We start from the raw sequence: 21,007 nt of genomic DNA, 5'->3' as shown, positions 1-21,007 counted from the left end.
CAATGAGCGTACTACCATCAATTTCGGGATTCTTCTCGATAATCTCGGCAGCAAACCCATCACCTGAAAATCGATATTCAGATAGTTCATCGATCTCTTGTTTACTTAAAAAAAAAGCCCTGCGTCTTTTTCAGAAGAGCACCGAAGTAATGATTCAATCACCATTTCACCGATTTCTTTTAATTCAAAGTTATCGATTGAGGAGGCATCAATCGACATACCGTGCTTGTTTTCATGAATAGCCAATAACGCCATCATGTCGGTAGTATCAATCCGAACCACAGTCATCAATTCGATAATGATTTGCCGTTTAGCTTCTATATCAGCTTGTTTGAAGTAAGCTTGGCATTCTTCTACTGTGGTGAATTTCAACTCTCTGAACGTTGCCGCACGATGAAGATGAAAAATAAAACCCACGTATGCCATATAAGCATTCCAAGCACGAGAACCTTTAAACTTAGTGATCATGATGCTACCGCCTTAAATTCATCTTTAAAGTTTTTAGGTGCCGTTTGAATAACCAGAGTTACATCCAAAGTCGACTCACTTTCGTTAGAGGTGCCATTACGAGGATCAGTTTTAATGATGCTTTGTTTAGTCGCCAATGTTCGGCCATTTTTCTTGCTGTACGACGTAAATTTAAAGCGACCTTCTGCCTCCCAAATTTTTGTATAAAGCTCTAAATGTTCTTTGCTCACATTTCGAAGCTTCACATTTAACTCAATTGGCTGAGTAAGTCCTGAAGAAACGACTTCACCATCACCATAACCTTGTGGATCACAAAACATCTGAACCACTTTTTGATTATTTCGGCCAAGTTCAATTACAGAGATGTAGTTATATTCAACATCTTCATAGTTAACCGTGGTTTCCATTTCACCAATAGTAAAAGCGCTCGTAGTCATTACTGAGCCTCCTTAACTTGAATTTGAGCTCGCCAGATTGGATCGGCAATTTTGATTTCAGCCTCACCATCAACAAAATACATCTCATCACTTTTCAAAATGCTGATGTAATTGTTCTTATCAGCATCAAGATAGAAGTACGGATAGCCTTCATATTTTTCGATAACCGCCATTGCAGCTTCTTCGATATTGATCCGCTGTACAGCTGTATCATTAGGCTCATTCACTTGAATATAAGAAGTAATTGCTTCTTGGGTTTCTAACTGAATTAGCTTATTAAGATACGTTTTTGTAATGGCTTCACCGGCACAACCAAAGAACCCAAGTGTTGGCCCATCTGTTCCATCAAGATAGAAAGAAACTCGTTTATCAAATAGTGAACCAGCTTCACCTAATTCTGAAATCGTACTTGCTGGGTTATCCCCATCTAGCACGTAATATTGATTATTTCGCCAGTAGACTTGTGTTAAGAAGTAACCGAATTGCTCATAGGCTCCAGCATAGGAATCATTAGAATCATAAAAAGCAGCATCTGTCTGACTAAGTTCTTCTGCTTTCGTTGAATCACTTGTTGCATAGACTGTGACACCTTTGAAGTCAGCAAAGTTAATCGCTTCTGCATCCTCCAAATCAATATCTTTGGAATGGCATAATGTGAAGTAATTAGTTGGGTCGAATTTAATCGCGGTTTCATCCGCAGGATCTACTTCATCAGATTTAATAAGCAAATAAACCGTATTCAGGCCACCCACCATAAAAAATGGCACTTCTGAATTATCGGTATAATTCTCAAAGCTCGTTTCTTCATAAATTGGAATGACTTTATAGTCACTCGGATCAGTAAAAGTGACTTCATCGAGCACTTCTTTTGATTTGGCTTGTTGCGATTTTGTATTTTTAACTTCTAATAATTCTGACTTAGGGACTTCAGCGCTATTTTGTGAAAGCTTTTTACTTTTTGTCGCTGTTACCGTTAAAGATGAAGATTCGGCAATACTAGTATCATCATCGGTATAGGTTACTTGGGCTGTTCCTGCAGCTACTGCAGTTAAAACGCCATCACTATCAATCGTGGCGATAGTTTCATCATCAACAGACCAGGAACCAGAAGTTGGTAATACCGCACCATCTGGAACTGGAGTAGATATTGAGGCTTGAGCCGTACTTCCAATAACTTGACTTGTTGGGTCAATATCAACAGTGAACCCAGTAAGGTCAGGTGGTGGAGGTGTATAATTACCCTTAACAAGCACTAAGCAATTACTTAAAAAACTGTAATCTACTTTGCTCGCAGACTGTGCTTCCTTGATAGAAACTGCATAGTCAAAAACTAATGTATTACTCATAGTTTACCCACTTAAAATGTTTGATTTTTTCTCGTGTTTTGTCGTGCTCAATTTCACACGCAAAGTAAAAATCTTTAGAAACCGATAAAATGCCCTGAGTACGCCAATCACTTTCAGCTTCCATGCTCACAGCAGAAAGAGACTTAGTACCAGAACTGCGTTTTATGTACTTATCGAATTTACTACCCAACACACCAAAGACCGGTTTATCTCGACCCGTCGCATCAAGTGATAAACGAATCGTGCCAAAAAAGCGGATATGGGATTCAGAGAAATATTGTTCGCGTACATTCAGATATTCGACATACACAACGCTCGCACCCTCATGCATTTCTCCAGCCCAATCAACCGCTTTCATGCCGAAAATATTCATAATTTCTTTATGAAGTTCTTTTCTAAACATATTGAGCCTTTATCGAATTAAAAAACGCGCCGGTATCAACCATCGGCCAATCAAAGTGTTTACCACTAATCGTAGCGTGTGCATTGCTGCCAAAGTCTTTACGCATAATTGGGTTTCTGATTAATGCCCTTGCAGCACTTTCGATTCTTCTGATTTGTTCTGGGGATTGATTGCCGGCATCAAACAGCTTCACCAACTCATTCGTCACTCGGATCACATCTTGGTTAGCAAAGTGATATTCCGCCTTTGAGAACACGCCGTATCGAGTATCAAGATATTCAGCTAACTTGGTTAGTTTAAGGTTAGTTTTCCCCTTGCTCCCTCTCATTACCCTTGATGCTTGTTTACCTTGAAAGGACTTTAACGGTTCATCATGATCTGCTCGTTTAACCACTTTGTTTTTATCCAAAATGCCAATACGAATATGGTGTTGGTTAAAGGATTCCACCTCTTTTTCTAAATCGGTGTAATCAATATCAATATCCATTGTGAACATCAGGAAAGCCCTCCACCAATGACCAGTATTCGAGCTGGCTTAATGACCGGTTGTTTATCCGATAACGAGCAATCATTCGCATCAGCTAACATACGTAATCGGCTTAATGTGTATTTCAAATTGCTATCTTTAGATACACGCTCAAGTAATACGTTTTGAGCAAGCTTGTAACAATCACAATCCGACTCTGGCGTAACTCCAAGCGCATTAGCAAAATCAATTTCATCTTGTGTCATGCTATCGGAATCGGATTGTCGCAATATCAAATCCGTTTTGTTTTGCGCATCTTCTGAGATCATAAATCCCCCATAAAAGACAAAGGGAGCACAAGGCTCCCAATTCGATTATTTACTTTTTAGTTCGTTGCGCTGTCTTAATTGCTCGTGAGGTGGGAGTGGATACCATTTGATAAACGTATGCGCCCTTCGCTTCAATTTCGTTTGAAGCTGATTCATAGGTAAAGAGCGTTTTCATGTGCATTCCATGATCACCTTCTTCTTTGCTATAAATACCCGGCAATGAAGCATGGTGATTCGTAATCGCAGGACGATACGTCAGTGAAATATGCTGACCTGCTTGAAGGTGCATTGGCACTTCTTTCAATACCATTCCACTATAAGCAGATTGAATTTCATTGCGGCCTGTCGTGATAGATGAGCCACTAATAGCAATAGGCTTACGAATCAATGCAGCAACATCGCTTGAATAGCTCATTGTGATATTAGGGTAATCCGCTTCGGTAATGCCCAAAATGCCCATTTCTTGATAAAGCGATTCAATAATCGTAAATACATCAGTAATAGATGAAATTTCAAATACCGTTGAATCTAATTGAATAGATTTTTCGTTATTGAACATTCCAGCATTACCGTACTTACCATGAAAATGCTCATAGTCGTATTGCATTAGCATACGGTTCAGAATACCGGCATTAATATTTACGTCGCTGACATCTTGTAGATTTGAAAGCGAAAATTCGATATGTGAAGGTTGACGATGGTAACCAAATTCCACTGATTTAGCATGCGCTTGCGCTAGCTCAGTAGTTGCCGGAGTCAAAGCTTCTGCAAACTTTTGCTCAGGAAAGTCGCCACTAACATCATATCCAATATGGATAACCGAACCTTGTCGTAACTTACCGTCTGAATAGTTTTGCTCATTAGCAGCCAGACCAGCGGTGTAAGGTGTATAAGTAATCTTATTACTGCCCATTACTTGAGTGTTATATTTACGCTCAACTTTTGATTTGCAGACTAAATTAGTACGCATTAGATATTCCTCGTTATTCTGGTATCAAAAAAGGGCTTACCGGTTATCCAGGTTAAGCCCTTTTGGTATCAAGTATTGTTTGGCCACATTCTGCAGATTGTGACTTTTGGTATCATTTATTTTTTGGCAGTACTTGGTTTGATAGATGCCAATTGTGGATCTTGTGTACTCGTAGTTAATGTAATGGCACCACCATACAAGTTAACTAATGCGCAACCGTGAATTACCTCACCAACCCCATCAAGCCCATTAACGCCAATATCGGCAACTTCACCGTTAATAGTAGTTGAACCGTCCATTCCGGCAGGTACAAGCTCACCGGTAGTGTTATCAACTGCAAAGCCTTCACCTACAACTAAAATCGCATCTTCTTTAACACGTAAACAAACCGCTTCACCAGTTTTGATTACACCAGTTGTTTTAGTCACTTGGTCAATATCACTTACCGAGAAACCGGCAAAAGCAGAACCATCAAATAATTTAACAATCGGATGGCCCGAGTTAGCATCAGAAACAGAAACCGCAACACCAGCAGTTAAAGCGTCAACAAATTGACGCGGTAAAACCACATCACTATTTCCACGAGAACGTGGAGAACCTAAAGGAAATTCACGAGACATTTTCTCACCTATCTAAAATTTAAAATTAAAAAAAGCGACAATAGTCGCCTGGATTATTAAGCCGTAGCTTGTTGCTGCGATACTTGTTGGCCGGTTTTAAAACGAGCCTCATAATTAGCGATTACTTCTTCCCCCTTACCAATCTGAGGAGCACCATTACCACTATCTTCTAGTTTATTTTTGTTAAAAACAGCGCGATTAATGATTGGCCAAGCAATGCCACGATCAATCTCATGAGACTTAAGGCCATCTTTTAAAATATGCTCTTTAACCATCATTCGGTCTTTTTCTTCTAACAGGTCGAGCATTGATTCATTTTTAAAAAACGCTTTTGAGGTTGCAGCTGCTAAACCTTGTGCTCGCTCAATATCATCTTTAGCCCATTTATCTATATCTTCTTTTACTTCTTGTGGATCAAACCAATCAGGGAGCATGTCACTATTATCTTCAATGAACTTATCCCAACTCATCACATACTTAATGGCATCGGACATTTCCGCAGTAGAGGTCGCTTCATCACCTTTCTTCTTCGCTTTATTTTGCATTCGAGAAAGCACGTCATCTTCTTGATTATCATTACTACCAGAACTAGTGCCCTTTAGTAATTCCGCCAACTGTTCTAAATCAGTTTTTTCTTGTTTCTGCACATTTAGCGCTTCCAACAACTTACCAATATCAGTATTTTGATTTTGAGGCTGTTGCTGCTGGTTACCGAGTAATTGCATTAATTGTTGAATACCACCGTTTTGGTTTTGCTGTGGTTGTTGATTACCCGTAAGCACTTGTAGTAATTGTGGATTAAGCGCATTTGATTGCTGGCCTGTAACACCACTTAGAGCGGCAATAAGCTGCTGGGCAGGATCTTGTTGTTGGTTGCCGCCCAATAGAGCCATAAGTGGGTTTTGTTGTGTGTTTTGGTTGCCTGCCATTTGTTGCAGTAAAAGCATTAATAATGGATTCATGATTTACCTCGATTGATTTTATTGATAATTGGTTGGGCATATTGCTGCCCACTTATAAGCTTCATTCCACATTGACAGTTGTACTCAACCCCAAGCCCTAATTTTTCGGCCTGTTTAATTGTCATACGTTGTCCATAATGAAGTGCGTGAGTAGCTCGTTCTTCTTCAGCTGAAGACGGTTGCCATTCGATAATGATTTCATCGGCATACTCAGAGGTTGCTAGTGTTTTTGTTATCTCACTACTTAGTGTGCCGACCATGGTATTTTTTACGTTGGCTGCAAAATCGATATTTTCCTTATTTTTCGATTTCTCTAACCGTTTAATCGTCATATAAGCGTTAGATTTTGCCTCGGTAAGAATTGAATATTTGTTGATGAGCTTTAATTGCTCTCGTTGCATTCCTCCTTGTTCGTTATAGATACGATCAAAATCGATATTGAACCAATCCAATAGCTTTTCTGACATCGAGTATGGATAGATATACATAAAGCCTCACTTAGTCAGTCACCCCCAAATCAGCCAATGGCATAATTGAATCCATGATTTTTCGTTTTTCTTCGTTGCTATACAGTGACGTCATTTCAAGCGAATTCATAAATGCGGATAATTCTGTTAACTGTTCAGTATCAGGCTTAATTTCAAAATCAGCACCGAATACAGATTCAAGAACGCCCCGCAGTATTTGGTTAAAATCAAAAATAGAGGCTTGCCTATTTTGCTTTCTATCGCCTTCACCACTTGTGCTCAATCCACCAGCCAATTGACCATTAACAAACGACATTGGTCGGCCAGTTGCATTACAGATAAGTGAGTAAGCGTATTCCAACTGTTCCTTAGTCGGCTTCATATCGACGGTAGGCATTTTTATGTCGGATTCAGAATCTAAATAAGCTCCCTTGCCTTCTTTCAATGCAAGATTGATTTGCTTTACTTGAGTCTCTACAGCAAGCAGAACCTCTTTATCAGAAATTAAATCACTTAAATCCTTCACCTTAAGAACGACAGAACCACCAATACGAATTAACTTAGCTGCACTGACAATCGCATCAAAAACCATACCGAAATAAGCTTCGAGCAATTCCGTTTTATGAAACTCTTCAAAATCTAGAGTCACCAAGTCCAATTGATTTTCTTTCTGTAAATCTGTTGAGTTGGTTTTCTCTTCAAAATAAAAGGCGTTGGTTCTTCCCTTGAAAGCGCGTTTTCTTAATACAATCTTTTGCTCATCAGCCATCGCTTCAACAATGTAGTGCATCAATCCTCGAAGTAATTTGGGGGAATGTGTGTCATACACGGTTTTAGAAAAATCAGAACTACCAATTTCATCCGGTATAGAAACAATATCGAGAGTCGTATACATGATCCGAGAATAAAGCTCGCGAATAGCGATTTCGATGTAACGGGTTCTTGCTAATGCAAATGGGTCAAACTCCGTTATGACCGGAAGGTTTTCAGGAGACTTAGCTCGAATGAAGTTGTAATAAACCTCAAAGTTAGATTTTTTATCTGGTGGCGATTCAGGGCTACCAGCTTTATTGTCTGGGTCATCATACAAGCCCATTAGTGCCGTCCTCTTATTTTGATTTTGTCAGAAACAATATGCCCCCTCACTGCTGCATTAGTCAGTGAATCTGGTGCATCATCATATTCTGCGTCTTTATTGAATTTCTTATTTTGAGTTAGCCATTCTTGATTCGACCAATTACCCACAAAGCGCAATCGCATTAGTGATAAAAATGCTCCGACACGAAATATCCGATCGTGTTTATTACCTAATGTTGTTCTAGGAATTGCATCTATTCCTCTTACAGCAAAATAATCTTGAGGCGCAGTTCCGACACCGTTGTCCTCGTAGTAAAACTCAGTAACTGGAAATGAATTTATCTTTTCTGCAATTTGGTCAATTGCCCCATTCCATGAATGATGGAAACAAAAGCCCCATGCGAATACATAACCACGTACCTGAGCCATAAAGGTTAAGGCAGTAAAGTCACCACCTTTAAATGATGGGTCCAAGAACGCAACACATGACGGAGGCTCGTCTCCTTCTTCTGCCATAACCACAGGAGTATCAGCGAATGGATAACCGGATATTTTCGGAGACGGTTTACCTAGCCACACATGCGGGTAAGTAATCTCACCTTTTTCATTTTCGGCCTGTTCAAGCAGTTGCGGATCTTGATACCGCTTCGGCAAATCAAAAATATTGATATGCTTGATGACTGTACGCTCACCAAAAGCACGTACTTTGGTTATTACCGGATCTTCTGCAAAGTTAGGGTTCATTGCAAAGAAGAAACGCGCTTCGGTTAAATCAACATCCTCAGCACCAAAAGCTAATCTTAATAAGCGTTCATATTCAGGCGTAAACGAAACATTGCCTGAACGGTTAACGGTAGGGAAAAGCACATCGAGAGATTCTTGGGAAGCATCCTGGGCCTCGTCCATGAAAATCATTCTAACTTTGTGCTTACCCTTGATTTTGTTTACTTGGCTAAAGGCTGTTTTGCCACCTGTGGCCCTTAAACCTGTAAACGCAAATTCAACATTAGTAAGTTTGTTGATCACCTTGTTATTGGTGATTTTGAAATACTGCTCTAGTCCGGCTTGTTTGATTAAATCGGTAACCACCGAGTAAACCGAATCTTCAATCGAGTTTTGGATTTCACGCAAAACAAGAAAAAGTGAATCCCGGTATTTTTCCTCGAACGACTGCTCAAGCATGTAACAGATAATCGCAAAGGTTTTACCTGAACCACGGCCACCTTTTAAGAGAATGTATTTAGCGGCTTCATCACCAAATATCTTTCGATAAATAGGCGGTATGCTGAATTTCTCTTTTGTCTCTAAAAGCATCTTCTTAGAAAACGCTTTTATCATTTTGCGTAAATGCAGAGCTTCTTTTTTACTATTCCGCCTTTCTAGTTTTTCAATCAGGGATTCAACATCAACCTTGCCAAGCATATCGATGACTTCATTAGGTGTTATCTTCTGAGTCATCGTTAACCTCTACATCCATAAATGCCTTAAGTGTATCCCCGAGGTCTTGTGCGATATCGTGAACAGTCAGATCATCTAAATCATCATTTTTGTCATTATTGAGTTTTTCATAATTAAAGGTTCCTGCTTCATGGGCCTTGAGCATGAACTTAAAATGACCGGGGTTTTCTTTTCTTGTCGTTATTGTGGTTTTAACGCCTTTCTTCTCGATAACCTGCATTTCTTTGAAACCGTACATCATGGCTTCATGTGCTTTTTCTTTATAAAGGTCAAAACGAAAATCCATAGCTTGGTTATGTTGTTTTGCAAACTTGTCATCATCTCGTTTGTAAAGCATAACTGCTGGATAAGAGTAACCAGCTATCTCGGCAGCTTTCTTTATCGTTGCTCCCTCACGAATTGCATCAAAATAAGCCTCGTCCCTTTTCTTGCTCCTTTTTGAAGGTCTCCCAGCCATACAACACCAACAGGTATGTGAAAAACGACATACCCCCTCATACCTGTTATAAAAATTATAAAAATACGGAAATAAAAAAGCCCTAGAGGCATACACCTAAAGGGCTAATCAGTAGTTTAACTAGTCATTGGAACTACTTTATTTTTGCTAATTCCATCTGTTTGCGCTCAAGTTTCACTTTAAAATGCTCTAATGAATCCTTCAAAGGTAATTCATCAAAACCATTAGCTTTCGAGAAAAAGCGAACTATTGAATATTTACTGTATTTCGTGAGATTTCGATTTTTTGCTATATCCTTAGATATCGATTCTATTGCCATTTCTAAACCAGCAATTTCTAGCCTTAGAATTTTTTCTTTTTCAGTTTTAGTGACTGTCATAAATTCGCCTTTAAAAACACATAGAAAGGTACAACTCTATTACTCCTTTCTATAGGCTTTTTGTTAATTCTCAGCTTCTTCCTCATCCATGTGTATTTCAACATCACCACAGGCTTGTGCGGCTTTCTTTCCATCCCCTTTAACGAACACCAATATGTTTTGATGTGTTTTACCTAGTTTGCGACTTTGTGAGAATTGCTTACCCACTCTAATAGGTAATGAACCCACTACGTTAACGAGTATCGCTTCATTGTAATAGTTGAACCCGGCATCGATAAAAGCCGAAATAGTGTCAGAAACAAAATTACGATAATTGCCTTTTTTATCCCTAACTTCACCCACTACAAAAACAGCAAACCGGTTATCTTTCAGCATTCGAAAACATGCTTTAATGATTTGCCGATAAGCATCAATGAAACTGTGATAATCCATATTGGATAAATCCCTCACATCATCACTGTATTTCTCTAAATCCGCATAAGGTGGGCAAGAGAAAATCATATCTGCTTTGGTCTTTATGAGGCTTTCTATTTCAACACTATCACCTATGGTCCATTGAGGCTTAGGCTCTATACAAATATCTTCTGCTTGGAGCCGGTTAGCTTCAACTTGTTCAGCTCTTAAATCATTCCCTGAATATGAGCGGTTAACTCGTGAAGCAACTACGCCACGAACAGAGCCTCCCGCAAATGGATCGACAATATGGCCACCCTGAGGACAAAACCATTCATAGCAAATTTCAGCGAGGACTGGATCGAATATGCTCGTCGTCGCTAACTTAGAAAGAGTACAGTGTTCATTTTTGTATTCGTCTATAGTTAATTTCCGACCTAGCTTTTTCTCTATTTGATTTTTTTCTGTATATTGATTGGTAGTTAAAGAGGTAATGCTTAATTTATCATCTCGTCCTAATTCACTTTGAATGCCTAATTCAATCCACGCTCGTTTTCTATCCTGCCACCAGCCAATTCTAGAGTTAAATACACTAAAAGGAGATATTAAGAATCGCTCTGTTAATGAGCCGACCCTCCCATTACTTTCGGTTTCATCCTGTTCAGGTGAATCCATAAATGATAGAAAGTCTTCATCAAAACCGAGTAAATCAATATCGAAATCGGCTTCTTGTAAAAACTCAATTTCCATCGCTAGCAGTTCTTCATCCCAGCCAGCATTTAAAGCAAGTTGGTTATCAGCTAAAACGTACGCTTTCTTTTGTACCGGAGTTAACCCTTTTAGGATATAAACCGGTACCGTCTCGATATTAAGTAGTTCCGCAGCCAGTAAACGACCATGGCCTGCAATAATGCCATTTTCTTCATCTATTAAAATCGGGTTAGTAAAACCAAATTCCTGTATTGATGAAGCGATTTGCTTTACCTGTACATCTGAATGCGTTCTCGCATTGTTGATATATGGGATCAAATCTGAAACTTTTCTATTATCAAACTGGTGGCTCTTTTCCATCTTGCACCTCATTCAGCATGTTTCACTGGATTTAGAAATACAACACTCGGGAAAACCGAGACTACCTAGTTGCAATACTTATATAAAATTCTAAAAACTCGAATATCGATACCGAATTCTTAGAATTTTATAAAAACAAAACCCACTACAGTTATCCGGCCGTAGTGGGCTAATTTTACTTTTCAACGTTTTCTTGTTTTTGCTCTTTGGGTTTATCTGATTCGATAGAGCATGTGTGATCGCCAAAAATAGAATAATTACCAATTCCCTTTTTGCATGTATCTCCATTATTTGAGTTTTGTTCAACGTGATAGTTGGTACAAGCAGCAATACCGAAAGAAGCTAAAGCCCAAACGAGACAAAAGTAAAAATATTGCTTAATCACTCTCACTCCCCTTCGGCTGTATCAGTTCTCCATCCTTGTAACAAACAGAAGATGCACTAAACACACCATCATTAACCGATACGCTGTTATCGCATCGGTCTGCATCTCCCATAATAGAACCACTATCAATTTTGGCATTCGTAACCGTGCAAGCTGTTAATGGTGCAATACACACCGCAATAAGTAGTAACTTTGATTTATTCATTATGCTTTTCCTATAACTAAAATGGCGGGCTTGTTGTCGAGCAATTCCTTTAACTTATCGAATGCTTTTTGACTGCTGACAACAGCCCATTGATTATTTACAACACCAAAAGATTCACCTGGAGCAATACAGCCTTTTAATTCGCTTGGTGTGTTGGCGACATGTATTTCACAAAGAGAGCGAGTGCCACCTTCTTCTGGGGTTTTAGTTACACCCAATTGAGGAGCGCTAAGAATGTAAACATCACCGTGACTAGGACTATCAAAAGGAGAAATGACATAAACTCCTTCTTTAACGCATGAAGCGCCAACCTCGTTATTGTTCCAAGGTTGCTCTACGGTGTTACATATCAAATTACCCTGTACGTCATACCAGTCTGAAAACGTACCGAACCCAAAGTATCGGCGTTTAAGGTGATATACTGGCAATTCAGGCATATTGGCCATCAAGCCATTGCGTGTGATGTTCAGTAATTCCGCAGCTAACTTACCGTTGCTCTTTGATGATCGCTTTATGGCAAAAATATAAATAACTACGATGACAACTAATGAACTGAGTGCGACTGTAGCGACAAACCACAGCTTTACTTCATCCATAGAACCTCCATTAATAAGTAAGTGATACCATTTCTAGGCAGCTCCAGGGCGTGGCCAAATGACTTTTGATACCAAAACCACGAACCTGCAGTTACCGGTAAGGCAAAATTTGATACCAAATTGATATTTTTCAGGCACAAAAAAGCCGACTCATATTGGCCGGCTGTTAATTGAAAAGGATTAATTGTGAGTCAGCCTTTAACTGCTCTATTTGATTGTTTATCTCTCGCTTTATGTCCTTCCATCGATTGAGAGTTGTACCCGCTTTACTAGCTTTATTGTTCTCTTCTTCAAACACTGCGGATAACTGATTGATCATCCCTATATATGATTTTTGCTGATTGGTGACTTCATCGAAAGTCCGAATAACTTGAAGATGAAATTTAGGGCTAATCCACATTGTGTAGTAATAAACCAAGTCTTTGCATACCCACACACCTGGATAAGACCCGCCTTTATTTACTTTATAAGCTAACACCACGTCTGGTGTTAGCTTAATCTCTTGAATTAACTCTTTTGTCAGCTCCACCACTTGCCTTATGCAAATCATTCAATGAAAACAGGCCATCAACAACTCGAACTTCAGTATTTAAAATGGTTAATTTAGTTATCAGAATTTCCTTAAAAAATTAGCTTACGCTTCCCCTAGAAATTGCCGTCGAGCTAGCCCCAATGCATGGCATCGGCATTCTAACGTAAGCTAATTTCTTAAAGAGGCTCTTTATAAACCGAGGGGATCGGCAAATTACAGACATAAAAAAACCGCCAACAAAGGCGGTTCATTCTGTCAATGTTCACATCAGTGTGATGCGAAATTTCTATACTGGCATAATAGTGCGAAAAATTCGGACCGGAAAGGTTTTAATTTTCATTAGAGATAAAAATGCCGATTTGGACATACAAACCGGCCGCATGGGAAGCGCCAGACAAAAATTGCAACATTATCAATAGCTTACCAAAAACCTCAATTACTTGATTTTAAATTGGCCTTTAAGCGTTCCAATAAAACTTTTTTTTGTTCAGTTGATTTAGAGTTTTTTACATTACGCTTTAAAGTATTCATAATTCAACCTCATTGTTATCTACAGAGCTAACTATATTAGCTATAATGGCACCCAGATCATCAGAAAGCAAGGCCTTCATTGGCATATTCGATTTTGAAAATCTAACTAATGTATCTTTATCGCAACTTTCAACAATGTACGATATATCTTCGACTAAATTCAAATGATCACAAATTATAGCAAATCCCAAAGTTGCCCAATCATCTCCATCTTCTACTGCCTGCTGTAATTCAAATATAAGTCTATCTTTATAGGTTTGCTTTGCTTGAAATTGTTCTGAATCACCTTTTGAGAGTATATCAATAAGGGCTCTATTTAATATTGTATAGCGCTTAAAATCAGAACCATCAATAGTCTGGAGCATATCCAACAGAGAAGATGCTTCATCATACATCTCCTCTGTAATTAAATCGACAACAGAGCTTAATACTGGAGAGAAGTCTCGAGGATTACATGTGCACTGATTGGCAGTGCTAAGTAAAGTTGGAAAACTTTCGTAGTTTTTACTCTTAGTCATAGCTGAAACAGCTATATATACTGAGACTAAAGACTTATTCTCTTTGATCGCTTCGATTGAATATGAAATGGCATCTTCGTACTGCTCATCATCATACTTTTTTTGAGCAAGAAGCAGATTAGGGATAGGCATCAATGGCCTTCCATTTGACTCTTTTAAAAGTCTAACAAATTCTTTCATTGAATCCTGTAACGAATCATCTTCTAGCTGAGAGAATGCTTCATTTAATTTCCCTAAAATAGAATCATCTAAGGCTGTAATGGTATCAGACAATTTTTTCCTAATGTTAGTTGCATGCCCTATATCGTCAATCTGACTCATTAACTCGCCATAATTATGTCTAATTATTTCCTGACCTCGATTTAATTTTTTGGGTGTAGAATCGTCACTATCATCCGTAGGTTCATTCTTTTTAAACGTGTGATTAAGTTTCTTAACTAGCGCTGTATACGGATCTGCAACTTCTTGCTGTAATTCACATTCTAAAGCTTCATGGACCTCAGCAAAAAATTCATCAAAGCCATCAATCTCGACTAAATGAAAGTTAGGGAATCGAGTAAGAGCTTTTAGTTGTTCAGATAATGAATCAAAGTTTGTATTTTTTCGTACACACCAATAAACACCATGAGGAAAGTGTTCACCTGTAAATAATAAAGTATTGAGAGTATCCATTACAGAACGGTCATTACCAGCGTAACCCAATACTATCATTCCGAATTCCGTCGCGTATTGTTTAAATTTTTCTCTCATATTGCTTTCAAGCGACTCTAACTCTCTGACTGTATTCTTAATATTATCAAATAAGAAATCACCATGTAACTTAATGATTTTAGGTCGCTCAGATGTCAATCTAACGCTATTAATACTTGAATCATGAGCGCAAACTATCGGTCGAAGGCTATCAGAAAATGTATAACAAGCTTCGTTTACTAAATCATCAAAATTTGTAGTAAATATTGTATTGAAATTCTTTTTCTTTAGTAGATTAACTAAATATATATAACCCCATGATGGCTTAGCATCCACTATGCAACTTTCAACAAACTCTCGCCGTTGGCTCGGCTGATCATAAAGTGTTTCGAATAAAATTGAATACTCTTGAGGTTTGTCATACCAATACTGTTTTTTTATTGGTTCTTTATCTTGATCTTCATAAGAGTACATATTGTTATATGTATTTCTCCAATCCATTATCAAATCCCGAGCAGGCTTCACATTACTAGTTACGCTCGCACCAGCACCAAGAAATAACGTAAAATTGGGATGATGAGAGGCTGTTGTTTTTAGAATGTTAATTAGGTGTTGTTGAGGTTTGAAGGTTGAATCTTTCATGTCACGCTGCTCTATTTATCAATTAAGATTAAAATATATTCTTTTCAAAAGCTTAAGTCATCTACTTTCCTATGCAATTTCATTTTAATAACTTTCCAATGTACAGTGGATAACCTAAGTGAATCCATATTATTTTTTAGCCCTATATTTCAATCTTAGGTTTGAGATTACTGCTATACTTATTAACTTTGATAAAATCATAATGGCTCCTATGAAGTTACCATACTCCAACCTCCTGGATGGCGCAGTCATAATTTAGTTATTGACGCCATACTAGTTTGTATGCGTAACTCTCGCCGCCTACTCGCTAAGTATTGATTCGATTTTAGCTAATAACTTCTTCTTTAGCTGAACATAGTCATCGTAAAATTCTTTAAGTTTGTTGCCATCGATCTTTACTGTGTCTGTTTTATTATCTTTCCACTCAAGGCGTTCGATAGCTTTACTAACATGGCTGATCGCACTTGCTTCTTTTGAAGGAGAAGCGGTAACCCTATTGAAGAACGCTTTTTCACTTTCCATTAAAGTTCTCTTTATATTGATTTCATAGGTAAGAATCACTACAACCTGATGTTTGATAGCTATTTACGCATAGACATAATGACTACTCCACCAGCATTTTTTCTCTCTACTTAACAGTGAGAGTCATACTCGTTACGCAACCATATTCGCTATACATAAATAATAACCAACAGGAAATGCTATACAAGCAGCCATAAAATGGAAAGCAATAAAGCGTCCTCCTAAACCCAATATAATTGTTATGACTGCCCCAATAATTTGGATTATCCAAGAGATTAATCCGTACTTCCAATCCAGAGAATAAGTGATATATAAAGCCGGTAAAAAGGCACATGGGATCGATGCAAACATGAACCATGCAGCTAACTTACTTTTGATTATTAGCGGTGTACATACCCCGCGAGGATCAATAAGATCTCGTCGTAACGCTTCCACCATAACGTTGCCTGCATACACCATTAGTGCAACAGAAAGCAGGCTCGTATTTGTAAACAGCTCCGACATTGCAACTCTCCTTAACATAAAAATGAGCTTACCAATCTTTAAGGGTAAGGTGCCACATTCATTTATTATGAATAATTACACATGACTCGAACGACCAAATATCACCATAAAAACGACAAATATAATCGTTAGAAAAAAAATCATAACCACCAACAAACTGCCTTGTAAGCATAACGGTAGCTGCATGTGCTTCATTAAGTGATAAAGCATAAAGCCAAACCAAATAAGACAAGTAAAATCACTTAAAGCTATTGTAACTTTACTTACAGAGAACTGCCTTGAAGAGAGCCAAATACCTTTCGGCTGTTGGCGTGCACGATATTTAAACAATTCACCTGTGATATCGTCTTCTATGTTAGCGACAATTGATTCCCAGTTTTCTTGCCAGTATTTGCTACCACGGTTAACTAGACTCCAAGCAATAGAGCAAACAAAACCGAAGCAAGCGAGTACAAAGGCGAGAGCTGGATTATTTTTTATTACGGTAGCATAGCCGACAAACGCCGATGCAATAAATCCCCAGAAAAATACTGACCGTTTCCAGAATAGTTCGATTTCAAAGTTACGTGTAGCTAAAGCAACATCATATTCTTTAAGTTTCATCTTTTTTTTAGACACTAGAGCCTCCATTACTTATAAATACAATAGCTTAATTTCGGTACGAAGCCTCTCTGGTTAGATATGCTTAAGGTGTGATAACTGTCTAGAGGTCTTAGTTGGAATGAATTCAATCACATCATAATCAGCAATTTCATTTATTTGAAATGGGTCTTCAGATAAGATCTCATCAAGGGTTTCACGGCTTTCAACATCAGCCAGAATCACGCCCCCCGTCCTAGGCACTTTACGCCCAGAAGCTAAAAAATTTCCCAAAGCATAATGGCGGTCTAAATATTCAATATGGGCATCTAAGTGTTTTTCTATTTCTGTTAGTTCAACTTTATATGTTAAAGATACTACGAACATCTCTCTATCCTTGCTATTTGGACTATAGTCTTATGCTAGCTAATTACTTAACATATTTCTCATAAACTTCAGCCATTTCAACTCCAACCTTTACAGCATAGTCAATGTGACAGTTATAACACTCTGTAGCTCCAACCCTTCGACCAGGCTTCAGTAAGTCATCCCACATGATTTTTGGAAGCAAATAACCTTGCTTTGTTAATTTAACGTTTATCATACTCTCCAATGCCAATGCACCTTCGTTAGAATCTACGTGAAGTGTTACTTTTTGTTCCCAGTCAGTTATTCCTGCATAACCATAATCATTCAATTTTGGTGCACGTTTTAGATTGTTTGATTTACCAACCTTCACCATGTACTCATCACTACGACTACATAAGATATATACATGATAATAATTGTTATATTTTCTTTTCATAATAAACTTAACCATACCGCTATAAACACAAAATCCAACGATAGCACCAAAAATGCCAAGCGTTGGGAATCACTCTTAAATGCTTGTATGGATTTTTAGCAAAAGTAGAGAGGGACTTCTATTGGTTCTATGTTTAGTCTCATACATGATGATTGTACGTACTCACGCCAATATGGCCATACATTAAAGCCAACATTTTTTTTCAGAAAATACTTCTATTTGTTCCTGAGTTAACTTTTCAGGTGACTCGTACTTAGCACAAAAAGTACCTTTAATTTCCACTAGCGGAGTTACGTCTTCATCTTGCTCAATTTCGTCATCGACAAGTCGAATACCAGCTGCAAAATGGAATTGGTACTCCCACGAAGGTGCTAGCCTCCAGTTTCGCGGGTTAGCTGTTTTTGGCGCCATACTCGTTTGTTAGGTGGTATCTAAAGCGTTGGATATACAATTTTTTCGTTTTTATTTCTATATTCGTCAGACCAACAAAGTTTCAACTTGTGCTTTCTTGGTGTTTGCGTATGTACGGATGCCAACAACTCAATAGATGCATGCTTTTCGAGCGACTCATAAGGAAGTTTGCTCCTCAGCTCCGATTCTAGAACTAGTTCATTACCGTCTGGGAATTCTACCGTTACACTTTTGGCTTCGGCATTTCCTTTATTCCAAATTTTCAACCGATACTTATGATTTCCTAACTTAATGATCGATGCACCTAAATCAGCTTTACGCTCATCGATAACTTCTTCGGTTTCTTTAGCTAAGAGCAATTCATTAAGCTTATTCTGAGTTTCAACTAGAGAGTCTTGTCTCTTGTTAAATTGAATCGTTCGCCATGTAGCGTACCCAGACAGCCCCAACGCCAAAAGTGAGATACCGTCACCAAAGTCCATACTGTTAATGTCCCTATCTAATTTTTATATTCTTGTTTCCTTTGAAAGCATTTTTAAGCATTTTTTTCATTTCAGCTTCAACTTGCTTTTTTGCTTCTTTAACAATCTCGTTTTGATTTTCTGCGATTAATTCAGAGTTTTCAGTAACAAGATCTGCACGAGTCAACTGGCGTTCACACTGAACACAAGTAACAAGCCCGTTCTCGTCTTGTTCATCAAAAGAGAAATCTTTACAACCACAAGTTGGACACAACATACTAATTTGCCTATCAAGATTATTGAGTTTCATTTTACCTCCTAAGCACTTAGCCCTTATTAGACGGCAAACTGCTGTATTTTCTGAGCAGCCTTTTCTTGTTTAGTATTCTTACTATACATCAAGTAGATTCTAATCCCATGCATGATAATGAGTATTTATTTGATTACTTTGATGTCAATTGAGAAAAGCGGCAATTTGACATTTAGTCCTCACGCAAACATCCCCGATCAAAGTTGCATGTATAAGCTCAAGTCGTCTATCTTTGTTTTGCTATATTTGTAATTACTAAATTTCAAACAATATTTCAGAGGTCACTATGTCAGGAAAATTCGAACTGTATAAAGACGCTGCTGGGGAATTTCGTTTTCGCTTAAAAGCAGGAAATGGACAAAATATTTTAGCTAGTGAAGGCTATACAACAAAGGCTAGTTGTGAGAATGGTATTGATTCAGTAAAAGCTAATGCACCTGATGATTCTAAATATGAAAGAAAGGAAACCGCAGCAAGAAAGTATATGTTCAATCTAAAAGCTGGTAACCATCAAGTTATAGGTACAAGTCAATCCTATGAAAGTACAGCATCAAGAGATAATGGTATTGAATCAGTTAAAACTAATGCACCAACAGCACCAATTGAATACCTAACATAAATACCCTCATCCATACGTTCAAATGTTATTTCTTTTAGAGTTTTCACTGTGCTCATAGCATCTGCCAAATAGTTCTAACGCCCTAAATAAATGACGCATTGCTGTCAATTTACAAAACACACAAAACTCCATACCGAAAATGCGATGTTTCATATGTCCATTTAAGTTGATAACCATGATTAAATTTTGACCAACTCTGGTTCGTTTGGTGAATAGTGATGATCATAATTGTCCTTTTGATGCTGTAGGTAACGTTCAATATCTTTCAATTCATAAGGCGTATACATTGTTTTTGTTTGTCCAACACCAATCAAATTTACCCAACCAGTAATAATATCCATGTAATCATGAGATACACGATAGATTTTGACCTTTTTATTACTTCTACATTTTAACTTATTTGGATAAACGCTGAATATGGTCAAGTGGGAGTTATAGTATTCAGCTATTCCAAGAGAAAACCCTATTGCTAAATTATGAGATATTGGTAATAAATTGAAATTATTATTCTGATTGAACATTACCACGTTAGGGCTAGTCGTAAAGACAGGTCTTACTTCAGTACTCTCGAACTCATAGCCCGTATGATAAATGCCAGTGATATGAATTTTTGAGAACATTCCATTTCTAAGCCTAGCTAAATAGCCTAGTGAGGGTAGATTTTTAGCTTCAGCTAGCATAGAAAGAAAAAATAAAGCTTTACATTTTTCGTACACTTCCGAATTAGACTCAATCACTCTTAGCATTTTCTTAAAAAGATTCTGAGAATAGAATGGTTGAAGTTCGCTCGGCGGATTAATGATTAGATCTTTAATGCTTTCATAGTTGTTTACCATATCAGGTAAAATATGCCCCAATACATCCTCTTTACCATCCATTTTGTTTTGAGGATTTAAAAAGCCAAGGAACACTTGGATAACCATAAAGTTAACCATCTTTTCCAGTGCGTTGCCTTTTCTACTAACATCAAGCAGTTTGTAGAATTTGTGCTTGTGCACTAATTCATTAAATAGAACAGAGGTATCTTTTTCATATTCAGATAATTCATCCTCTATATCAAATTTCTTTTGAGAGTCGCAATCAACTAGCATAAAACAATCTTTGTTAATTGCTATCGATGATATTGGCAATGAAATTTCTTTAATATCATTCTCGCCCTCATCTGATATGTTGACTCGATGACACCACACTCTTTGCTTATCTTTTGGTGCGTTTGCGGTGTCATCACTACGAAAATTTCTTAAAAACCACTGAGACAACATATGTTGATTTTTCGTATATTGCATATTCCCAACCACTCATAAGCATAACAACTTAATAGATCGAAAAATCCGCTTTTCGGATCCATATAATTTTTTATTTTTGATATTATATCAAATAACTTGCTGATAATA

At 37.8% G+C, this 21,007-nt stretch carries 30 protein-coding genes; 1 reads left to right on the top strand and 29 read right to left on the bottom strand.

Translation table 11 applies throughout. From position 1 onward, the window contains the following. Positions 1–105: 105 nt before the first annotated feature. From QQJ93_RS04420 to QQJ93_RS04285, 28 genes are all read right to left on the bottom strand, one after another. Complete coding sequence (locus QQJ93_RS04420) at positions 106–468, bottom strand: hypothetical protein (RefSeq protein ID WP_089124281.1); 363 nt, start codon at positions 466–468, stop codon at positions 106–108. Continuing rightward, positions 465–905: a hypothetical protein gene (locus tag QQJ93_RS04415; protein ID WP_089124280.1), complete on the bottom strand. Its 441-nt coding sequence runs from the start codon at positions 903–905 to the stop codon at positions 465–467. The genes QQJ93_RS04420 and QQJ93_RS04415 overlap by 4 nt, the downstream gene beginning before the upstream one ends. After that, positions 905–2,251 carry an Ig-like domain-containing protein gene (locus QQJ93_RS04410; protein WP_089124279.1) on the bottom strand — a complete coding sequence of 449 codons (1,347 nt, stop codon included), beginning with the start codon at positions 2,249–2,251 and terminating at the stop codon, positions 905–907. The genes QQJ93_RS04415 and QQJ93_RS04410 overlap by 1 nt, the downstream gene beginning before the upstream one ends. Beyond that, positions 2,244–2,654, bottom strand: a complete 411-nt coding sequence (locus tag QQJ93_RS04405; RefSeq protein ID WP_089124278.1) for a hypothetical protein — start codon at positions 2,652–2,654, stop codon at positions 2,244–2,246. Before QQJ93_RS04405 ends, QQJ93_RS04410 begins: the two co-directional genes overlap by 8 nt. Then, the gene (locus QQJ93_RS04400) at positions 2,647–3,150 is read right to left on the bottom strand and encodes a hypothetical protein (RefSeq protein ID WP_089124277.1); all 504 of its coding nucleotides are present in this window, start codon (positions 3,148–3,150) and stop codon (positions 2,647–2,649) included. The genes QQJ93_RS04405 and QQJ93_RS04400 overlap by 8 nt, the downstream gene beginning before the upstream one ends. Beyond that, a complete protein-coding gene (locus QQJ93_RS04395; RefSeq protein ID WP_089124276.1) occupies positions 3,150–3,449 on the bottom strand; it encodes a hypothetical protein in 300 nt (99 codons plus the stop codon). Before QQJ93_RS04395 ends, QQJ93_RS04400 begins: the two co-directional genes overlap by 1 nt. A gap of 49 nt (positions 3,450–3,498) precedes the next feature. After that, a complete protein-coding gene (locus QQJ93_RS04390; protein ID WP_089124275.1) occupies positions 3,499–4,419 on the bottom strand; it encodes a hypothetical protein in 921 nt (306 codons plus the stop codon). Positions 4,420–4,535: 116 nt separating this feature from the next. After that, positions 4,536–5,039, bottom strand: coding sequence for a hypothetical protein (locus QQJ93_RS04385; RefSeq protein ID WP_089124274.1), 504 nt, complete (start codon positions 5,037–5,039; stop codon positions 4,536–4,538). A 56-nt stretch (positions 5,040–5,095) separates the two neighbouring features. Beyond that, positions 5,096–6,001: a hypothetical protein gene (locus QQJ93_RS04380; protein ID WP_089124273.1), complete on the bottom strand. Its 906-nt coding sequence runs from the start codon at positions 5,999–6,001 to the stop codon at positions 5,096–5,098. Then, positions 5,998–6,489, bottom strand: a complete 492-nt coding sequence (locus tag QQJ93_RS04375; RefSeq protein ID WP_089124272.1) for a hypothetical protein — start codon at positions 6,487–6,489, stop codon at positions 5,998–6,000. Before QQJ93_RS04375 ends, QQJ93_RS04380 begins: the two co-directional genes overlap by 4 nt. Positions 6,490–6,499: 10 nt before the next feature. Further along, a complete protein-coding gene (locus QQJ93_RS04370) occupies positions 6,500–7,564 on the bottom strand; it encodes a hypothetical protein (RefSeq protein WP_089124271.1) in 1,065 nt (354 codons plus the stop codon). Further along, the gene (locus QQJ93_RS04365) at positions 7,564–9,003 is read right to left on the bottom strand and encodes a phage terminase large subunit (RefSeq protein ID WP_089124270.1); all 1,440 of its coding nucleotides are present in this window, start codon (positions 9,001–9,003) and stop codon (positions 7,564–7,566) included. The genes QQJ93_RS04370 and QQJ93_RS04365 overlap by 1 nt, the downstream gene beginning before the upstream one ends. Then, a complete protein-coding gene (locus tag QQJ93_RS04360; protein WP_089124269.1) occupies positions 8,981–9,460 on the bottom strand; it encodes a hypothetical protein in 480 nt (159 codons plus the stop codon). Before QQJ93_RS04360 ends, QQJ93_RS04365 begins: the two co-directional genes overlap by 23 nt. Positions 9,461–9,593: 133 nt before the next feature. Further along, the gene (locus QQJ93_RS04355) at positions 9,594–9,839 is read right to left on the bottom strand and encodes a hypothetical protein (RefSeq protein ID WP_089124268.1); all 246 of its coding nucleotides are present in this window, start codon (positions 9,837–9,839) and stop codon (positions 9,594–9,596) included. Positions 9,840–9,902: 63 nt separating this feature from the next. After that, positions 9,903–11,303, bottom strand: coding sequence for a DNA methyltransferase (locus tag QQJ93_RS04350; RefSeq protein ID WP_089124267.1), 1,401 nt, complete (start codon positions 11,301–11,303; stop codon positions 9,903–9,905). Between the two features lie 175 nt (positions 11,304–11,478). After that, complete coding sequence (locus tag QQJ93_RS04345) at positions 11,479–11,688, bottom strand: hypothetical protein (protein ID WP_089124266.1); 210 nt, start codon at positions 11,686–11,688, stop codon at positions 11,479–11,481. Then, on the bottom strand, positions 11,681–11,893 hold the full coding sequence (locus tag QQJ93_RS04340; protein ID WP_089124265.1) for a hypothetical protein: 213 nt from the start codon (positions 11,891–11,893) through the stop codon (positions 11,681–11,683). The genes QQJ93_RS04345 and QQJ93_RS04340 overlap by 8 nt, the downstream gene beginning before the upstream one ends. Beyond that, complete coding sequence (locus QQJ93_RS04335; RefSeq protein WP_284186035.1) at positions 11,893–12,489, bottom strand: DUF5675 family protein; 597 nt, start codon at positions 12,487–12,489, stop codon at positions 11,893–11,895. Before QQJ93_RS04335 ends, QQJ93_RS04340 begins: the two co-directional genes overlap by 1 nt. Positions 12,490–12,655: 166 nt before the next feature. Beyond that, positions 12,656–13,018, bottom strand: coding sequence for a KilA-N domain-containing protein (locus QQJ93_RS04330; protein WP_284186034.1), 363 nt, complete (start codon positions 13,016–13,018; stop codon positions 12,656–12,658). A gap of 530 nt (positions 13,019–13,548) precedes the next feature. Then, positions 13,549–15,402 carry an SIR2 family protein gene (locus tag QQJ93_RS04325; protein ID WP_089124264.1) on the bottom strand — a complete coding sequence of 618 codons (1,854 nt, stop codon included), beginning with the start codon at positions 15,400–15,402 and terminating at the stop codon, positions 13,549–13,551. Positions 15,403–15,702: 300 nt separating this feature from the next. Continuing rightward, complete coding sequence (locus tag QQJ93_RS04320) at positions 15,703–15,924, bottom strand: hypothetical protein (RefSeq protein ID WP_089124263.1); 222 nt, start codon at positions 15,922–15,924, stop codon at positions 15,703–15,705. Between the two features lie 132 nt (positions 15,925–16,056). Then, a complete protein-coding gene (locus QQJ93_RS04315) occupies positions 16,057–16,428 on the bottom strand; it encodes a hypothetical protein (RefSeq protein ID WP_089124262.1) in 372 nt (123 codons plus the stop codon). Positions 16,429–16,503: 75 nt separating this feature from the next. Beyond that, entirely contained in the window at positions 16,504–17,046 is a 543-nt protein-coding gene (locus tag QQJ93_RS04310) for a RipA family octameric membrane protein (RefSeq protein ID WP_089124261.1), read from the bottom strand. 57 nt (positions 17,047–17,103) lie between these two features. After that, a complete protein-coding gene (locus QQJ93_RS04305; protein ID WP_089124260.1) occupies positions 17,104–17,394 on the bottom strand; it encodes a YciI family protein in 291 nt (96 codons plus the stop codon). A 43-nt stretch (positions 17,395–17,437) separates the two neighbouring features. Beyond that, positions 17,438–17,812: a hypothetical protein gene (locus QQJ93_RS04300; RefSeq protein ID WP_145981761.1), complete on the bottom strand. Its 375-nt coding sequence runs from the start codon at positions 17,810–17,812 to the stop codon at positions 17,438–17,440. A gap of 183 nt (positions 17,813–17,995) precedes the next feature. Further along, positions 17,996–18,223 (bottom strand): hypothetical protein, encoded by a 228-nt coding sequence (locus QQJ93_RS04295; protein WP_089124258.1) that lies wholly within the window; start codon positions 18,221–18,223, stop codon positions 17,996–17,998. 20 nt (positions 18,224–18,243) lie between these two features. Continuing rightward, positions 18,244–18,705, bottom strand: a complete 462-nt coding sequence (locus QQJ93_RS04290) for a hypothetical protein (RefSeq protein WP_089124257.1) — start codon at positions 18,703–18,705, stop codon at positions 18,244–18,246. 13 nt (positions 18,706–18,718) lie between these two features. Next, the gene (locus tag QQJ93_RS04285) at positions 18,719–18,994 is read right to left on the bottom strand and encodes an ECs_2282 family putative zinc-binding protein (RefSeq protein WP_089124256.1); all 276 of its coding nucleotides are present in this window, start codon (positions 18,992–18,994) and stop codon (positions 18,719–18,721) included. 286 nt (positions 18,995–19,280) lie between these two features. Here QQJ93_RS04285 and QQJ93_RS04280 point away from each other — a divergent pair, with 286 nt between their 5' ends. Then, positions 19,281–19,613, top strand: coding sequence for a YegP family protein (locus QQJ93_RS04280; RefSeq protein ID WP_089124255.1), 333 nt, complete (start codon positions 19,281–19,283; stop codon positions 19,611–19,613). Between the two features lie 179 nt (positions 19,614–19,792). Here the strand turns inward: QQJ93_RS04280 and QQJ93_RS04275 are convergent, their stop codons facing one another. Beyond that, positions 19,793–20,899, bottom strand: a complete 1,107-nt coding sequence (locus QQJ93_RS04275) for a DUF4238 domain-containing protein (RefSeq protein ID WP_089124254.1) — start codon at positions 20,897–20,899, stop codon at positions 19,793–19,795. Positions 20,900–21,007: the final 108 nt, after the last annotated feature.

This window comes from Vibrio algivorus, from assembly GCF_030161215.1.
Taxonomy (GTDB): domain Bacteria; phylum Pseudomonadota; class Gammaproteobacteria; order Enterobacterales; family Vibrionaceae; genus Vibrio; species Vibrio algivorus.
Note: the sequence above shows the minus strand (reverse complement) of the source record. Positions and strands in the feature narration are given on the sequence as shown.

What these genes read in the sequence shown, in the direction of transcription:
- QQJ93_RS04420 (WP_089124281.1), bottom strand. Translation starts at nt 468, where the DNA reads ATGATCACTAAGTTTAAAGGTTCTCGTGCTTGGAATGCTTATATGGCA.
- QQJ93_RS04415 (WP_089124280.1), bottom strand. Translation starts at nt 905, where the DNA reads ATGACTACGAGCGCTTTTACTATTGGTGAAATGGAAACCACGGTTAAC.
- QQJ93_RS04410 (WP_089124279.1), bottom strand. Translation starts at nt 2,251, where the DNA reads ATGAGTAATACATTAGTTTTTGACTATGCAGTTTCTATCAAGGAAGCA.
- QQJ93_RS04405 (WP_089124278.1), bottom strand. Translation starts at nt 2,654, where the DNA reads ATGTTTAGAAAAGAACTTCATAAAGAAATTATGAATATTTTCGGCATG.
- QQJ93_RS04400 (WP_089124277.1), bottom strand. Translation starts at nt 3,150, where the DNA reads ATGTTCACAATGGATATTGATATTGATTACACCGATTTAGAAAAAGAG.
- QQJ93_RS04395 (WP_089124276.1), bottom strand. Translation starts at nt 3,449, where the DNA reads ATGATCTCAGAAGATGCGCAAAACAAAACGGATTTGATATTGCGACAA.
- QQJ93_RS04390 (WP_089124275.1), bottom strand. Translation starts at nt 4,419, where the DNA reads ATGCGTACTAATTTAGTCTGCAAATCAAAAGTTGAGCGTAAATATAAC.
- QQJ93_RS04385 (WP_089124274.1), bottom strand. Translation starts at nt 5,039, where the DNA reads ATGTCTCGTGAATTTCCTTTAGGTTCTCCACGTTCTCGTGGAAATAGT.
- QQJ93_RS04380 (WP_089124273.1), bottom strand. Translation starts at nt 6,001, where the DNA reads ATGAATCCATTATTAATGCTTTTACTGCAACAAATGGCAGGCAACCAA.
- QQJ93_RS04375 (WP_089124272.1), bottom strand. Translation starts at nt 6,489, where the DNA reads ATGTATATCTATCCATACTCGATGTCAGAAAAGCTATTGGATTGGTTC.
- QQJ93_RS04370 (WP_089124271.1), bottom strand. Translation starts at nt 7,564, where the DNA reads ATGGGCTTGTATGATGACCCAGACAATAAAGCTGGTAGCCCTGAATCG.
- QQJ93_RS04365 (WP_089124270.1), bottom strand. Translation starts at nt 9,003, where the DNA reads ATGACTCAGAAGATAACACCTAATGAAGTCATCGATATGCTTGGCAAG.
- QQJ93_RS04360 (WP_089124269.1), bottom strand. Translation starts at nt 9,460, where the DNA reads ATGGCTGGGAGACCTTCAAAAAGGAGCAAGAAAAGGGACGAGGCTTAT.
- QQJ93_RS04355 (WP_089124268.1), bottom strand. Translation starts at nt 9,839, where the DNA reads ATGACAGTCACTAAAACTGAAAAAGAAAAAATTCTAAGGCTAGAAATT.
- QQJ93_RS04350 (WP_089124267.1), bottom strand. Translation starts at nt 11,303, where the DNA reads ATGGAAAAGAGCCACCAGTTTGATAATAGAAAAGTTTCAGATTTGATC.
- QQJ93_RS04340 (WP_089124265.1), bottom strand. Translation starts at nt 11,893, where the DNA reads ATGAATAAATCAAAGTTACTACTTATTGCGGTGTGTATTGCACCATTA.
- QQJ93_RS04335 (WP_284186035.1), bottom strand. Translation starts at nt 12,489, where the DNA reads ATGGATGAAGTAAAGCTGTGGTTTGTCGCTACAGTCGCACTCAGTTCA.
- QQJ93_RS04325 (WP_089124264.1), bottom strand. Translation starts at nt 15,402, where the DNA reads ATGAAAGATTCAACCTTCAAACCTCAACAACACCTAATTAACATTCTA.
- QQJ93_RS04320 (WP_089124263.1), bottom strand. Translation starts at nt 15,924, where the DNA reads ATGGAAAGTGAAAAAGCGTTCTTCAATAGGGTTACCGCTTCTCCTTCA.
- QQJ93_RS04315 (WP_089124262.1), bottom strand. Translation starts at nt 16,428, where the DNA reads ATGTCGGAGCTGTTTACAAATACGAGCCTGCTTTCTGTTGCACTAATG.
- QQJ93_RS04305 (WP_089124260.1), bottom strand. Translation starts at nt 17,394, where the DNA reads ATGTTCGTAGTATCTTTAACATATAAAGTTGAACTAACAGAAATAGAA.
- QQJ93_RS04300 (WP_145981761.1), bottom strand. Translation starts at nt 17,812, where the DNA reads ATGAAAAGAAAATATAACAATTATTATCATGTATATATCTTATGTAGT.
- QQJ93_RS04295 (WP_089124258.1), bottom strand. Translation starts at nt 18,223, where the DNA reads ATGGCGCCAAAAACAGCTAACCCGCGAAACTGGAGGCTAGCACCTTCG.
- QQJ93_RS04290 (WP_089124257.1), bottom strand. Translation starts at nt 18,705, where the DNA reads ATGGACTTTGGTGACGGTATCTCACTTTTGGCGTTGGGGCTGTCTGGG.
- QQJ93_RS04285 (WP_089124256.1), bottom strand. Translation starts at nt 18,994, where the DNA reads ATGAAACTCAATAATCTTGATAGGCAAATTAGTATGTTGTGTCCAACT.
- QQJ93_RS04280 (WP_089124255.1), top strand. Translation starts at nt 19,281, where the DNA reads ATGTCAGGAAAATTCGAACTGTATAAAGACGCTGCTGGGGAATTTCGT.
- QQJ93_RS04275 (WP_089124254.1), bottom strand. Translation starts at nt 20,899, where the DNA reads ATGCAATATACGAAAAATCAACATATGTTGTCTCAGTGGTTTTTAAGA.